Here is a 15,153-nt window from a genome sequence, read left to right as displayed (position 1 = left end):
ACCAAAAAAAACCGCCGAACTCTCGGCGGTTTTTTTATGCTTGCACCTCAGCGCATGAGGTTGGACAGTTTCGGATTGGGTGTCTGCGCTGCGCGATAGATCAGGGCAATATTGCCAATTTCCTGAACCAGCTCCGCTTCGACGATTGCGCAGAGCTCACGAATCAGCTGTTTTTTTACGGTACGATCACCGACTGAAAACTTCACCTTGATCAATTCGTGGTCTTCGAGTGCGCGATCCACTTCCAGCTGGATGTTTTCGGACAGCCCGTTACCAGCCACCATAACGATCGGGTTCAGGTTGTGGCCTAGGGTGCGGAAATGCTTCTTTTGCTCAGGCGTCAAGCTCATACTAGAATATGGTGCCTCTTGATTGGGGGAGTATCCCCGTTGATCAAATAAACGTCTATTTTACCTGACTCCTGAGGTGCTGAGTAGCGTCGTTGGGAGCATGGTCTTCGAGAGGGCTCTGAAAGCGTCATCGGTTGTGTGCTGTAAGGAACATTTTTGCCTCATGCCGATCAAAAAAAGCGCACGGGCCGCGATCAGGCGCATGCTCGGATGTGCATTAGAGTGCGTACAACGATAAAACAGGTTGCGAAGCGGTGCTGATTCAGTAACAGTGACAATCACACGCGGCCGACAGAATTGAGAGAACAGAGGGTGCTCCATTGAACGATATGGCAAAAAATCTGGTGTTGTGGCTGGTGATCGCAGCAGTGCTGCTCACCGTCTTCAACAATTTCAGTGCCGAAAACGAGAGTGGCAAGCTGAGCTACTCCGATTTTGTGGCCGAGGTGCAGGCTGATCGAGTGTCAAAAGTGACGATCGATGGCTATACCATTATTGGCCAGCGCAGTAACGGCGATCGTTTTGAAACCGTACGTCCGGCTGTTCAGGACCCCAAACTGATTGATGACCTGCTGCAGCACAACGTTGTGATCGAAGGTAAGCAACCTGAACGCCAGAGCATCTGGACGCAGCTGCTTGTCGCTTCGTTCCCGATCCTGGTCATCATTGCGGTATTCATGTTCTTCATGCGTCAGATGCAAGGCGGCGGAGGTGGCAAGGGTGGCCCCATGTCGTTTGGCAAGTCTAAAGCGCGCATGATGGCTGAAGACCAGATCAAAACGACTTTTGATGATGTGGCCGGTGTCGAAGAGGCCAAGGAAGAAGTAAAAGAGCTGGTTGATTATCTGCGAGATCCCGGCAAGTTCCAGCGCCTGGGTGGTCATATTCCTCGTGGCGTACTGATGGCAGGGTCTCCGGGTACCGGTAAAACTCTGTTGGCGAAGGCGATTGCCGGTGAAGCGCGGGTTCCTTTCTTCAGCATTTCCGGTTCCGACTTCGTGGAAATGTTCGTTGGTGTGGGTGCGTCTCGTGTCCGTGACATGTTTGATCAGGCGAAAAAGCATGCGCCCTGTATCATCTTTATTGACGAGATTGATGCTGTTGGTCGTCACCGTGGTGTTGGCATGGGTGGTGGTAATGATGAGCGTGAGCAGACACTGAACCAGTTGCTGGTCGAGATGGATGGTTTTGAGGGCACCGAAGGGATCATTGTGATTGCCGCAACCAACCGTCCCGATGTGCTGGACCCTGCTCTGCTGCGCCCAGGTCGCTTTGACCGACAGGTACACGTGGGCTTGCCGGATATCCGAGGCCGTGAACAGATCCTCAAGGTTCACATGCGCAAGGTGCCGTTGGGCGATGACGTCAAGCCGGAGTTGATTGCACGGGGAACTCCAGGCTTTTCCGGTGCCGACCTGGCAAACCTTGTGAACGAGGCTGCCCTGTTTGCTGCGCGTAACAACCGTCGCACGGTGGGGATGGAGCAGTTTGAGCAGGCCAAGGACAAGATCATGATGGGCGCCGAGCGCAAATCCATGGTGATGTCCTACAAGGAACGCCTGAACACCGCGTACCACGAAGCCGGTCATGCGATCATCGGCCGTGTCATGCCGGAACATGATCCGGTGTACAAGGTCTCCATCATTCCGCGTGGCCGAGCCCTGGGCGTGACCATGTTCCTGCCGGAAGAGGATCGATACAGTCACAGCCGTCAGTGGATCATTTCGCAGATCTGCTCGCTCTACGGTGGTCGTCTGGCTGAGGAGATGACGCTTGGTAAAGAGGGTGTCACCACCGGTGCGTCAAATGACATTCAAAAAGCAACGACGCTGGCACGGAATATGGTTACCAAGTGGGGCCTGAGTGAAGACCTGGGGCCGCTTCTCTACGGCGAAGAGGACGATGATCCGTTCGGTCGTGGCATGGGGCAAGGTGCCAAACCGATGTCCGAGGAAACCCAGCGTCGTATCGATGCGGAAGTAAAGCGCATTATCGATGAGTGTTACCAGAAGGCATCCCAGATTCTGCATGAAAATCGCGATATTCTGGATGCCATGGCCGAAGCGTTGATGAAGTACGAAACCATCGGAGCGGAGCAGCTGGATCAGTTGATGGCACGTACTGACGTCACCCCTCCAGACGGTTGGGTTGAAGCACAGGAGCGTGCAGACCAGGCGGAGCGTGATGTGCAGGAAATGAAACAGCGTGGCTCTTCCGAGCATGAAGAACAACAGTCGGATCCTGAGAGGGGTCAGGACGATGCACATCAGGAAACGCCGCGTGATGACAATGACAGTCCTAATGACGATGATCATAATCCCTGGCATCGCCCGGGTGACCGCAGCTAGGTCATGATCTGATATGATAAAGCCGGCCTTATGGTCGGCTTTTTTGTATCCGGCTCAGGCTAAATGTCTTAATAGCGAAGTGGACAGAAACGATGACGGTATTGCAGTGTGCCGGGCGTAAGCTCGATCTATCGACAGCTCAGGTAATGGGTATCCTCAATGTTACGCCGGATTCCTTTTCGGATGGTGGCAGTGTCTACAGTGATCGTAAGCTGTCTGTGGAAATGGCATTGCGTAAAGCCATTCAAATGGTCGATGAAGGGGCAACCTTGATCGATATTGGTGGTGAATCTACTCGTCCGGGTGCCGATCCGGTGCCGGTAGAGGAAGAACTGGAACGCGTGATACCGGTGGTCGAGCGATTAAGCCAGGAAATTGACGTTATTCTGTCCGTGGATACCAGCGCACCGGAAGTGATGCGTGCGGCGGCTGATGCCGGTGCGGGGCTGCTTAATGATGTGCGTTCCTTTTCACGTCCGGGAGCGTTTGAGGTGGCAGCTTCCACTGAACTGGCGCTCTGTGTCATGCACATGCAGGGCAGCAGTCCGGCGACCATGCAGTTGAAACCCGAGTATGAAGATGTGACGGAAGAAGTGGAACATTTTCTGCAGTTTCAACTTCAACGTTGCAGTGATGTCGGTATTGCACAGGATCGACTGCTGCTGGATCCCGGATTTGGTTTCGGCAAGACCCTGCAGCATAATCTTGAATTGCTGAACCGAATGGAGCGTTTGCAGGGGCTGGGTGCGCCTCTGCTGGTGGGAACTTCACGCAAGTCCATGGTTGGCATGACACTGAACAAGCCTGTGGATCAGCGCCTTTATGGCAGTCTGGCAACTGTCGCGCTTGCGATCAGCAAGGGAGCCAAGATCATTCGGGCGCATGATGTCGCGCCAACGGTAGATGTGGTGCGCATGACTGAAGCGGTTATCAATGAAAAAGCGGAGAGTAACGGGTGAGCAGGAAGTATTTTGGAACTGACGGTATTCGTGGTGAGGTAGGGCAGTTTCCGATCACCCCCGACTTTGTACTCAAGCTTGGCTGGGCGGCGGGCTGTGTCTTTGCGCGTGAGGGTCGCAGCAAGATCCTGATTGGCAAGGATACACGTATTTCCGGCTACATGTTCGAATCAGCCCTGGAGGCAGGGCTCTCTGCAGCCGGGGTGGATGTGCTCCTGACTGGCCCCATGCCGACGCCGGCGATTGCCTATCTGACGCGCACCTTCAGGGCTAATGCCGGTATCGTGATCAGTGCTTCACATAATGTCTATTCGGACAACGGTATCAAATTTTTCTCAGCGGACGGCACCAAACTGCCTGACGAGGTTGAACGTGCGATCGAAGCACAGATGGATCTGGCCATGACCACTGTGCCATCAGCGGAATTGGGCAAGGCGCGTCGTATTGAAGATGCTGCCGGTCGCTACATTGAGTTCTGCAAGGGCACACTGCATAACCGCTTCAGTCTCAAGGGGATGCGAATTGTGCTCGACTGCGCCAATGGTGCAACCTACCACGTGGCGCCAAAAGTGCTGAGCGAATTGGGCGCTGAGGTCATCGAGATCGCCTCCTCACCCGATGGGGTTAACATCAATGATGCCTGTGGCGCGACCGATCCGGCACGCTTGCAGAAGGTTGTACTGGCTGAAAAGGCAGATCTGGGTGTGGCGCTGGATGGCGATGGTGATCGCATCATGATGGTCGATCATTGCGGCGAAGTGGTTGATGGTGATGAGATCCTGTTCATTATCGCAACTGCGTTGCAGCAACAGGGTGAATTCGAAGGGGGAGTGGTGGGCACGTTGATGTCCAACTTCGGCCTGGAGCAGGCGCTTAAGCGCAAGAATATTCCTTTTGTGCGTGCCAACGTCGGTGACCGTTATGTCATCGAGCAGTTGCATCAGCGTGGCTGGGTTCTTGGAGGCGAGAGCTCGGGGCATATTGTGTGTGGTCACCTGACAACGACGGGTGATGGGCTGGTAGCGGCACTGCAAGTCCTTAAGGCCATGGTCGATGCTCAACAGGACTTGAACACGCTCAAGTCCGGTATGCAGAAGATGCCACAGACCATGATCAATGTTGCGATGCCTTTCAAGCAGGACCCGATGCTGCATGATGAAGTGCAGGCAGCTGTCCAGGCTGTTGAGTCAGAGCTGGGGCAGCGGGGGCGAGTCTTGTTGCGGCCATCAGGCACAGAGCCGGTTGTCCGAGTCATGGTGGAAGGCGAGGATGCAGCTGAAGTCAAACGCCTGTGCACAGGACTGGCACTGAGTGTTGAAAAAACGCTGCAGGCCCTTGTCAGCTGATTTGGCCTCGGATAATATATGCGCCTCTTTCGTAAGGGGATATCGATGCGCAAGGCACTGGTAATCGGTAACTGGAAGATGAATGGCCTGCAGGCGCGCAATGACGAGCTTGTTCGGTCTGTTGCTTCTGGTGTTGCAGATGAGGCTTTTGCAGGTGTTGATATCGGTCTGTGTCCTCCGTCTGTGTACCTTCAGACGATAGGGCTGCAGCTGGCTGGTACGTCGGTTGCGCTGGGTGCTCAAAATATGAGTCAGCATGCCAGCGGTGCCTATACGGGAGAGGTTTCTGCCGAAATGCTGGCAGATGTGGGCTGTAGTCTGGTCATCCTTGGGCACTCGGAGCGTCGAGCGCTTTTTAACGAAAGTGACGAGGATGTGGCAGCCAAGGTCAAGGCGGCATTGGCCGCGCAGTTGACACCTGTTGTCTGTGTGGGCGAGACTCTGCAGCAGCGTGAAGCAGGTGAGGCTGTATCAGTAGTATCTGAGCAGGTGCTGCAGGCTCTGAGTGACCTTGATGTTGCAATGCTGGAGCAGGTTGTTGTGGCTTACGAGCCGGTCTGGGCGATAGGCACAGGCTTGACTGCTTCGCCGGAACAGGCCCAGGAGATACATGCAGCGTTGAGAAAGGTGCTGAGTGGTCTCTCTACTGACGCGGCCGATAAAGTGCGAATTTTGTACGGTGGCAGCGTGAATGCGGCAAATGCCGATGCGCTGTTCGCGAAGCCTGATATTGATGGTGGTCTCATTGGAGGTGCATCATTGAAGGCTGAAGATTTTATAGCGATCTGCCGTGCGGCGGCAGTCGCCGGCTAAACGGTATCGATAATGGAAAATGTTATTCTGATCGTTCATGTGCTGCTGGCTGCCGCGATTGTTGCTCTCGTGCTGCTGCAGCAGGGCAAGGGTGCTGAAGCAGGCGCCTCCTTTGGTGGTGGTGCATCACAAACTGTATTCGGTAGCCAGGGGTCAACCAGCTTTCTGGGTCGGCTTACTGCAGTCATGGCTGCAGGTGTGTTTGCAACCAGTTTTGCACTGGCTGTCTACGCCAAGCAGAAAGCAGAAAATGTAAATGATGCTGGTATTCCTGCCGCAGAAGTGATTGAATCTGCAGCGGAAGTTCAGCAGAGCCTGCCGGCGCTGGAAAGCGAAAAGGCAGCGCAGCCGGAATCTGATATCCCGGTTGCAGAGTAAGTTTTAAGCCGAAGTGGTGAAATTGGTAGACACGCCATCTTGAGGGGGTGGTGAGCTATGCTCGTGCCGGTTCGAGTCCGGCCTTCGGCACCATTTGTAAAGCAGGCAGGTGTTGTGTATAATGTGCACCTGTTTCTGATGCGGGGTGGAGCAGTCTGGTAGCTCGTCGGGCTCATAACCCGAAGGTCGTTGGTTCAAATCCAGCCCCCGCTACCACTTTTTTTACGAAAAAGCCCCTAGTTAGGGGCTTTTTCGTAGGTGATCAACAGGCATCAGGTGCCGCGTCAGAAATGGGTCCTAAGAGGCCCATTTTTTGTTTCAGGCATTCCCAGAATGAGGTCTTCGTCAGTGTCAGCCAAACTTAATGCCTTGCAGGAATTGATAGAGCCAGCCGTAAAGGCGCTGGGTCTTGAGCTATGGGGGCTGGAGTTCAACTCTGCCGGTCGCCACAGCACGCTGCGTATCTTCATTGAGGGTCCGGAAGGCGTCACCGTGGATGACTGTGCGCGTGTCAGCCATCAGGTAAGCGGCATTCTGGATGTGGAAGATCCGATCCAGGAACAGTACATGCTGGAGGTATCCTCTCCGGGTATGGACCGGCCGTTGTTCACGCTGGAACATTTTCAGGCGTATGCCGGACATATTGTGCAGTTGCGTTTGCGAGTGCCCTTTGAAGGGCGACGGAAGTTCAAAGGCCTGCTGAACGGCGTCGAAGGTGACGAAGTTCTGCTGGTTGTCGATGATGAAGAGTATTTGTTGCCGATCGACTATATCGATCGAGCCAACGTGATTCCCCAGTTTTAACACCGGTTTGAGGTTTGGCGAGGCAGTCGTATGAATAAAGAGATTCTACTGGTTGCAGAAGCTGTTTCTAATGAAAAAGACGTGCCCAAAGGCGTCATTTTTGAAGCGATAGAAGTTGCTCTGGCCACGGCTACAAAGAAACGCTATGACGAAGAGGCGGACATCCGCGTCGAAATTGATCGTGCAACCGGCGACTACGAGACTTGGCGTCGCTGGCTGGTTGTCAGCAATGACGAAGTGCCCGCTTTGGGCACCGAGCTGACGCTGGAAGAGGCGCACGAGATCGATACTAACCTGCAGCCGGGTGATACCTACGAAGAGAAGGTTGAATCTGTTGCCTTCGGTCGTATTGCTGCACAAACGGCCAAGCAGGTCATCGTACAGAAAGTACGTGAAGCCGAGCGTGCCAAAGTGGTCGAGCAATATCAGGATCGCAAAGGCGAGCTGGTAGCAGGCACCGTAAAGAAAGTAACCCGCGACAACATTATCGTTGACTTGGGTAATAACGCTGAGGCGCTGCTGCCGCGTGAGAATCTGATTCCGCGTGAAAGCTTCCGTATGGGTGACCGTGTGCGCGCCGTTTTGCAGGAAGTACGCAGTGAAGGACGGGGTCCACAGCTGATCCTGAGTCGTACCTCCAACTCCATGCTGATCGAACTGTTCAGCATCGAGGTGCCCGAGATTGCGGAAGACGTAATCGAAATTCGTGCTGCGGCGCGTGATCCGGGGGCTCGTGCCAAGATTGCGGTGAAAACCAATGACGGTCGCATCGACCCTGTTGGTGCTTGTGTTGGGATGCGAGGCTCGCGAGTGCAGGCAGTATCCAACGAGCTGGGTGGTGAGCGTGTGGATATCATCCTCTGGGATGACAATCCTGCGCAGCTTGTGATCAATGCCATGGCTCCGGCAGAAGTGGCGTCCATCGTGATTGATGAAGAGAGCCACTCCATGGATGTGGCCGTTGCTGAAGATGCGCTGGCAATGGCGATTGGCCGTAGTGGTCAGAATGTACGTCTGGCCAGTGAATTGACTGGCTGGGAACTGAATGTGATGTCGGAAGCAGAAGCCGCCGACAAACAACAGTCTGAGGTGGGTGCTGTGGTCGACACGTTCGTCAAGCACCTTGATGTTGATGAAGAGCTGGCAGAAGTCCTGGTGGCCGAAGGTTTCACCTCGCTGGAAGAGGTGGCCTACGTACCGGTCGACGAAATGCTCGAGATAGAAGACTTTGACGAAGACCTGGTAGAGGCACTTCGTGCGCGCGCCAAGGATGCCCTGATTAATCTGGCAATTGCCAGTGAGGAGCAACTGGGTGACGCTGAACCGGCAGAAGACCTGCTGACAATGGATGGTATGGAACGACCGCTGGCATTCCAGATGGCGTCTCGTGGCATTGTCACCATGGAAGATCTGGCAGAGCAGTCTGTCGAAGATCTGCTGGAAATTGAAGGGCTGACCGAAGAAAAGGCGGCCGAGCTGATTATGACCGCTCGTGCGCCCTGGTTTGCACAAGAGCAGTAAACGCCAGCGGAAGAGGAGAACACATATATGGCAGAACTAACCGTCAAGAAACTTGCCGATGTGGTTGGTGTATCCGCTGAGCGTCTGCTGACGCAGATGCAGGAAGCCGGCATCAAGGGCAAGAAAGTTGACTCCAGCGTTTCGGAAGAGGAGCGCCTGGCGCTTCTTAGCCATCTGAAGCGCAGCCACGGTGAAAAGGCAGATGCCGCCGAACCGAGCAAGATTACCCTGAAGCGCAAGACCAAATCGCAGCTGAAAATTTCCAGTGCATCCGGTCAGCGTAAAACCGTCAGCGTCGAAGTGCGTAAAAAACGCACCTACGTCAAGCGGTCCGTACTCGAAGAAGAGACCAAGCCAGCAGAAGAAGTGATTGCAGCAGCACCAGCAGAAGCCGCGGTTGAAGCTCCCGTGCAGGAGGTCACTGTGGCCGCTGAGGCTGCTGTACCGGCACCGGCCGCAGAACCTGTCGCCGAGAAAAATGAACCGCCAGCAGCCGTTGCCGAGCCGGTTGTTGCCGATAAGCCGGCTGCTCCAGCCGCAGATGAAGCGACTGCTGAGCCTGTGCATGAAAACCCGCGCCGCAAGGACAAGGAAAAGTCTCGCCGTAATGACGATGATGAGCGTCCGCGTCGTGGCAAAGGTGGCAAGGGTGGTGCCCGTCAGGAACAGGACAGTCGAGGCAGTCGTCGTGCCAAGGGTGGCAAACGTGCGGCAGCAACCGGCGTTCGTGGACGTGGCGGCAACCAGAATCAGCATGGTTTCGAAAAACCGACTGCGCCGGTCGTGCATGAAGTCAGCATCCCTGAAAGCATCACTGTGGCCGAGCTGGCCAAGAAGATGTCCATCAAGGCGGCTGAAGTTATCAAGGTGATGTTCAAGATGGGCGCCATGGCGACCATCAACCAGGTACTGGACCAGGATACTGCCGTACTGGTGGTGGAAGAAATGGGCCATATTGCCAAGCCGATGCAGGAAAACGCTATCGAGGACGCGCTGATTGAAAGTGTTCAGGCGGCTCAGGGCGAGCAGGTTGGTCGTGCACCGGTGGTGACCGTGATGGGTCACGTTGACCACGGCAAAACATCGCTGCTGGACTACATCCGTCGCACCAAAGTCGCGACTGGCGAGGCCGGTGGTATTACCCAGCATATCGGTGCCTACCACGTCGAAACCGACAACGGCATGGTGACGTTCCTGGATACACCGGGACACGCGGCCTTTACCGCCATGCGTGCGCGTGGTGCCCAGCTGACCGATATCGTGGTGCTTGTGGTTGCGGCTGACGATGGCGTAATGCCGCAGACCGAAGAGGCGATCCAGCATGCGAAAGCGGCCGGTGTACCTCTGGTGGTTGCGGTCAACAAGATCGATAAGGAAGAAGCAGACCCGGATCGTGTTAAAAACGAGCTGGCGCAGCGTGACGTGCTTCCGGAAGACTGGGGTGGAGACGTTCAGTTCGCCCATGTATCCGCCAAGAGTGGTGAAGGCATCGATGCACTTTTGGATGCCATCCTGCTGCAGGCCGAGTTGCTGGAACTGACCGCCGTTAAAGATGCACCGGGTCAGGGTGTGGTGGTTGAATCCCGCGTCGACAAGGGTCGTGGTTCCGTATCCACACTGCTGGTTCAGAACGGTACTCTGCGCAAGGGCGATATCGTGCTGGCCGGTCTCCACTACGGCCGTGTACGTGCCATGCTGGACGAGAACGGTAATCCGATCGACGAAGCCGGTCCGGCCATTCCGGTCGAAATTCTCGGCCTGGACGGTACTCCGGATGCCGGTGACGAGTTCACCGTCGTATCCAGCGAGAAGAAAGCACGTGAAGTGGCTCTTTTCCGCCAGGGTAAATACCGTGAGGTCAAGCTGGCTCGTCAGCAAAAAGCCAAGCTGGAGAACCTGTTCGAGAACATGCAGGCTGGCGATGTGAAGTCGCTGAACATCGTCCTCAAAGCGGACGTGCGTGGTTCTCTGGAAGCGATCATCCAGTCTCTGGAAGACCTGTCCACCGACGAAGTGAAGGTGAACATTGTCTCCAGCGGCGTGGGCGGTATCGCGGAAACCGATGCCAACCTGGCACTGGCCTCTTCTGCCATCCTGATCGGTTTCAACGTTCGTGCCGACAACCAGGCCAAGGCCGTGGTTGAACGCGAGGAACTGGAGCTGCGTTACTACAGCGTCATCTATGACATCATTGATGACGTCAAGCAGGCGATGACCGGTCTGTTGTCACCGGAATACCGTGAAGAGATCGTCGGTGTTGCCGAAGTGCGTGATGTGTTCCGTTCGCCGAAGCTGGGTGCGATTGCTGGCTGTATGGTTACCGACGGTACCGTCTATCGCAACAAGCGTATCCGTGTTCTGCGTGACAACGTGGTGATCTACGAAGGCGAACTCGAGTCTCTGCGTCGTTTCAAGGATGCCGTGGCTGAAGTGCGCCAGGGTATGGAGTGTGGTATCGGGGTGAAGAACTACAACGACGTGAAGGTCGGTGACCAGATCGAAGTCTTCGACACCGTAGAAGTACAGCGTACGCTGTAAGCGGAGCATTATGGCACGCGATTTCAAACGAACTGACCGCGTAGGAGACCAGATCCAGCGTGATCTGGCCTCCCTGATTCAGCGCGAAATCAAGGATCCACGGCTGGGCATGGTCACGATTAGTCATGTCAAGGTGAGCAAGGACCTCGGCTATGCCGATGTCTATTTCACCGTCATGGCGTTTGGTGAGCTGTCTGAACTGGACGCGATCAAAAACGCCAGCCAGATCCTTAACAACGCTGCCGGTTTTCTGCGCACCGAGCTGGCCCGCGGTATCAAGCTGCGGGTGATGCCGCAGTTGCGTTTCCACTTCGACGAGAGTGTGGAGCGTGGCCGTCACCTGCATGGCCTGATCGAAAAGGCCTGGCAGCAGGAAGCCAAGCGCGCGGATGAAGACGAAGACAACCACGGGAATTGAACGCTATGGCCCGTAAACCAAAAGGCCGCCCTATTAGCGGCCTTTTTCTGTTGGATAAGCCTCAGGGATTGTCCTCCAATTCGGCATTGCAGCGAGTCAAGCGTCTCTATGGGGCTGCGAAGGCAGGGCATACCGGTGCACTGGATCCATTGGCAACAGGGCTGTTGCCGATCTGTCTGGGGGAGGCGACCAAGTTTTCCCAGTACTTGTTGGACTCTGACAAGCGTTACCTGACAACGGCGAAGCTGGGGCAGCGCACCGATACCTGTGATGCCGAAGGACAAGTGATCGAGGAAAAGCCAGTACCTCAGGATCTGAGCTCCGAGCAGATTGAAGCCCTGCTTGAGGAGCATTTCAAGGGTGAAATTGAGCAGGTTCCACCCGTGTATTCGGCGCTCAAGCTCAATGGTCAGCCACTGTATAAGCTGGCGCGACAAGGGGTCGAGGTGGAAGTCAAGCCGCGTCAGGTTCGAATCCACGAGATCAGGCTCTTGGCTGTGCGTGATGATGAAGTCGACCTGGAGGTGTTCTGCTCCAAGGGAACTTATATTCGCAGCATCGTTGAAGATTTGGGCCTGTTGCTCGGCTGTGGTGCCCATGTGACCGTGCTGAGACGTCTGCAAACCGGTCCTTTTGATGCCTCGCAGATGATGACGCTGGAACAGTTGCAGAGTCTGGCAGAACCGCGTGGTGACGAGGCCGAAAACAGCATACATCAGCGCCTGGATGCGTTATTATTACCGGCTTGGAGTCCGGTGGCTCAGTTACCGGCTCTTGAATTGACGACAGAGGAAGCGGACCGCATTCGTGTGGGGCAGCGCTTTCGTGCCGTCAATGCAGGCTCGCTTCAGGGTGAGCTGCGTCTTTTTGCCAATGGGCAAGACAGTTTCATGGGCATCGGCGAGATCGGTGTCGATGGTGTACTAAAGGCCAAGCGCCTGGTGAGCACCGTCTGATTTGTTTGGCCGTAAGGGCTGACTGACGCTGCACTGAAAATATGCTCGGTGCAGCGCGACTATCAATCCGCAGTACTCGATACTGTGTGCATATTAACCAAGGAGATTACAATGGCTCTTTCTAACGAACAAAAAGCGGCAATCGTAGCTGAATTCGGTCGTGGCGCTGGCGACACCGGTTCTACCGAAGTTCAGGTTGCGCTGCTGACTGCGAACATCGAAGGCCTGCAGGGTCACTTCAAGTCGCACAAGCAGGACCACCACTCTCGTCGTGGTCTGATCCGCATGGTAAACCAGCGTCGTAAGCTGCTGGACTACCTGAAGAAGAAAGATGCTGACCGTTACCTGGACCTGATCGGTCGTCTCGGTCTGCGTCGCTAAGCAGTACCCCTCTGAGGCCATACACTGTATGGCCTCAGTCTTATTTAACCCCGCCATACTGACACAATCATCCAGCCTGTACTCAGTTGTCCATTGCAGGCAGTGAACAACTGAGTACCGGCTTTCAAAGAGGAATGGTTGGTCAGCCCGCGGGATAAACACTCACAAAAGGAGTTTTTATCGTGCAAGCGATTAGCAAAACATTCCAGTTCGGCAAGCATGAAATCACCATCGAAACCGGCAAGGTTGCCCGTCAGGCAACCGGTGCTGTCATGGTGACCATGGGTGGTGTTCAGGTTCTGTGTACCGTTGTTGCGGCCAAGGACATGAAAGAGGGTCAGGACTTCTTCCCCCTGTCCGTTCACTACCAGGAGAAGTACTACGCAGTTGGCCGTATCCCGGGTGGCTTCTTCAAGCGTGAAGCGCGTCCGTCCGAGAAGGAAACCCTGACCTCTCGCCTGATCGACCGTCCGATTCGCCCGCTGTTCCCGAAGGGCTTCATGAACGAAGTACAGGTGATCTGTACCGTCATGTCCGCTGACAAGGTGAACGACCCGGATATCGCAGCGATGATCGGTACCTCTGCCGCACTGGCAATCTCTGGAATTCCGTTCCTGGGCCCGATCGGTGCTGCTCGTGTCGGTTTCACCGAAGAAGATGGCTACCTGCTGAACCCGACCTACGATGAGCTGGCCAAGTCTGAACTGGACATGGTAGTAGCCGGTACCAATGATGCGGTACTGATGGTTGAGTCTGAAGCTCAGGAACTGACCGAAGACGAAATGCTCGGCGCCGTGCTGTTTGCGCACCAGGAAATGCAGGTGGTGATTAATGCCATCAACGCACTGGTGGCTGAAGCGGGCAAGCCGAAGTGGGAGTGGCAGCCGGCTGAGAAGAACGAAGCACTGATTGCTCAGGTGCGTGAGCTGGTGGGTGAAGGCATCGCCGCTGCCTACCAGATCGCTGACAAGATGCAGCGTCAGGGCACTCTTTCAGAGCTGCGCAGCAAGGCTGTTACAGCTCTGGCAGGCAGTGAAGAAGGTCAGCCGTCCGATAAGGAAGTGGCCGGCATCTTCAATTCTCTGGAAAAAGAGATCGTTCGTAACCGTATCATCGACGGTCAGCCACGTATCGATGGTCGTGACAATAAGACCGTGCGTGCCATCGATGTTGAAATCGACATCCTGAAAGGCGTACACGGTTCTGCCCTGTTCACCCGTGGTGAGACTCAGGCCATTGCGACCTGTACTCTGGGTACCAGCCGCGACCAGCAGATCATCGATGCGCTGGAAGGTGAGCGCAAGGATCCGTTCATGCTGCACTACAACTTCCCGCCGTACTCCGTCGGTGAAGCGGGCCGCATGGGTGCGACCGGTCGTCGTGAAATCGGCCATGGCCGTCTGGCGCGTCGTGGTGTTGCCGCGGTTCTGCCGACTCAGGAAGAATTCCCGTACACCATCCGTATCGTATCCGAGATCACCGAATCCAACGGCTCCAGCTCCATGGCGTCTGTCTGCGGTGCCTCCCTGTCCATGATGGACGCGGGTGTTCCGCTGAAGGCACCGGTTGCCGGTATCGCCATGGGTCTGGTGAAGGAAAATGATCGCTTTGCCGTCCTGACCGACATCCTGGGTGACGAAGATCACCTGGGTGACATGGACTTCAAGGTTGCCGGTACCGAAGCAGGCGTAACTGCACTGCAGATGGACATCAAGATCACCGGTATCACCGAAGAGATCATGGAGATCGCGCTGGAACAGGCGCACGAAGCTCGTAAGCACATCCTGAAAGAGATGGCCAAGGTCATCGGCTACGCGCGCCCGGAACTGCCGGATAACGCACCGGCCATGCAGCTGATCAAGATCAACCCGGAAAAAATCCGCGACCTGATCGGTAAGGGTGGTGCGACCATCCGTGCCCTGACCGAAGAAACCGGTGCCATGATCGACATCGAAGATGACGGTACTGTCCGCATCTACGCTGACGACAAGGCCAAGGGCAAGGCGGCTCTGGATCGTGTCAATGCGATCACGGCTGAAGCCGAAATCGGCAAGATCTACGAAGGTAAGGTTGTGCGCATCGAAGAGTTTGGTGCCTTCGTCAACATCCTGCCGGGCAAGGATGGTCTGGTCCATATCTCCCAGATCGCCAAAGAGCGCGTCAACAAGGTTACCGACTTCGTCAACATGGATGATGTTGTGAAAGTGAAGGTCCTCGACGTTGATATGCGTGGTCGTATCAAGCTGTCCATGAAGGATCTGGAAGCGGATGATGCTGTGTCCTGATAGGGGATAACAGCCCTGCCAGAGAAACCCCTGCCGGTTCGCCGTCAGGGGTTTTT

The 15,153-nt window shown here is 55.3% G+C and carries 13 protein-coding genes and 2 tRNA genes; 14 read left to right on the top strand and 1 reads right to left on the bottom strand.

The features are described from left to right. Positions 1-47: 47 nt before the first annotated feature. Positions 48-350 (bottom strand): YhbY family RNA-binding protein, encoded by a 303-nt coding sequence (locus LN244_RS14695; protein ID WP_239040520.1) that lies wholly within the window; start codon positions 348-350, stop codon positions 48-50. Positions 351-679: 329 nt separating this feature from the next. Here LN244_RS14695 and ftsH point away from each other — a divergent pair, with 329 nt between their 5' ends. The 14 genes from ftsH (at position 680) to pnp (ending at position 15,097) form a co-directional block, all read left to right on the top strand. Beyond that, positions 680-2,698, top strand: a complete 2,019-nt coding sequence (ftsH, locus tag LN244_RS14690; protein WP_239042428.1) for an ATP-dependent zinc metalloprotease FtsH — start codon at positions 680-682, stop codon at positions 2,696-2,698. Positions 2,699-2,790: 92 nt separating this feature from the next. Further along, positions 2,791-3,657 (top strand): dihydropteroate synthase, encoded by an 867-nt coding sequence (folP, locus tag LN244_RS14685; RefSeq protein WP_239040519.1) that lies wholly within the window; start codon positions 2,791-2,793, stop codon positions 3,655-3,657. Further along, positions 3,654-5,003: a phosphoglucosamine mutase gene (gene glmM / locus LN244_RS14680; protein ID WP_239040518.1), complete on the top strand. Its 1,350-nt coding sequence runs from the start codon at positions 3,654-3,656 to the stop codon at positions 5,001-5,003. The genes folP and glmM overlap by 4 nt, the downstream gene beginning before the upstream one ends. 45 nt (positions 5,004-5,048) lie before the next feature. Further along, entirely contained in the window at positions 5,049-5,816 is a 768-nt protein-coding gene (gene tpiA / locus LN244_RS14675) for a triose-phosphate isomerase (protein WP_239040517.1), read from the top strand. A 12-nt stretch (positions 5,817-5,828) separates the two neighbouring features. Then, positions 5,829-6,194: a preprotein translocase subunit SecG gene (gene secG / locus LN244_RS14670; protein ID WP_239040516.1), complete on the top strand. Its 366-nt coding sequence runs from the start codon at positions 5,829-5,831 to the stop codon at positions 6,192-6,194. A gap of 7 nt (positions 6,195-6,201) precedes the next feature. Beyond that, positions 6,202-6,287 (top strand) — tRNA-Leu (locus tag LN244_RS14665). A gap of 46 nt (positions 6,288-6,333) precedes the next feature. Then, a tRNA-Met gene (locus tag LN244_RS14660) sits at positions 6,334-6,410 on the top strand. Between the two features lie 132 nt (positions 6,411-6,542). Next, positions 6,543-6,998, top strand: coding sequence for a ribosome maturation factor RimP (gene rimP, locus LN244_RS14655; protein ID WP_239040515.1), 456 nt, complete (start codon positions 6,543-6,545; stop codon positions 6,996-6,998). A 30-nt stretch (positions 6,999-7,028) separates the two neighbouring features. After that, positions 7,029-8,519, top strand: a complete 1,491-nt coding sequence (gene nusA / locus LN244_RS14650; RefSeq protein WP_239040514.1) for a transcription termination factor NusA — start codon at positions 7,029-7,031, stop codon at positions 8,517-8,519. 27 nt (positions 8,520-8,546) lie between these two features. Then, a complete protein-coding gene (gene infB / locus LN244_RS14645; protein ID WP_239040513.1) occupies positions 8,547-11,057 on the top strand; it encodes a translation initiation factor IF-2 in 2,511 nt (836 codons plus the stop codon). A gap of 10 nt (positions 11,058-11,067) precedes the next feature. Continuing rightward, positions 11,068-11,475 carry a 30S ribosome-binding factor RbfA gene (gene rbfA / locus LN244_RS14640; protein ID WP_239040512.1) on the top strand — a complete coding sequence of 136 codons (408 nt, stop codon included), beginning with the start codon at positions 11,068-11,070 and terminating at the stop codon, positions 11,473-11,475. Positions 11,476-11,480: 5 nt separating this feature from the next. Continuing rightward, positions 11,481-12,431, top strand: a complete 951-nt coding sequence (gene truB / locus LN244_RS14635; RefSeq protein ID WP_239040511.1) for a tRNA pseudouridine(55) synthase TruB — start codon at positions 11,481-11,483, stop codon at positions 12,429-12,431. Between the two features lie 111 nt (positions 12,432-12,542). Continuing rightward, positions 12,543-12,812: a 30S ribosomal protein S15 gene (gene rpsO / locus LN244_RS14630; protein WP_239040510.1), complete on the top strand. Its 270-nt coding sequence runs from the start codon at positions 12,543-12,545 to the stop codon at positions 12,810-12,812. A 182-nt stretch (positions 12,813-12,994) separates the two neighbouring features. Continuing rightward, positions 12,995-15,097 (top strand): polyribonucleotide nucleotidyltransferase, encoded by a 2,103-nt coding sequence (gene pnp, locus LN244_RS14625; protein WP_239040509.1) that lies wholly within the window; start codon positions 12,995-12,997, stop codon positions 15,095-15,097. Positions 15,098-15,153 lie beyond the last annotated feature (56 nt).

The organism is Marinobacterium sediminicola, from assembly GCF_022343685.1.
GTDB lineage: Bacteria > Pseudomonadota > Gammaproteobacteria > Pseudomonadales > Balneatricaceae > Marinobacterium > Marinobacterium sediminicola.
This window is presented reverse-complemented; position numbering and strand designations above follow the sequence as displayed.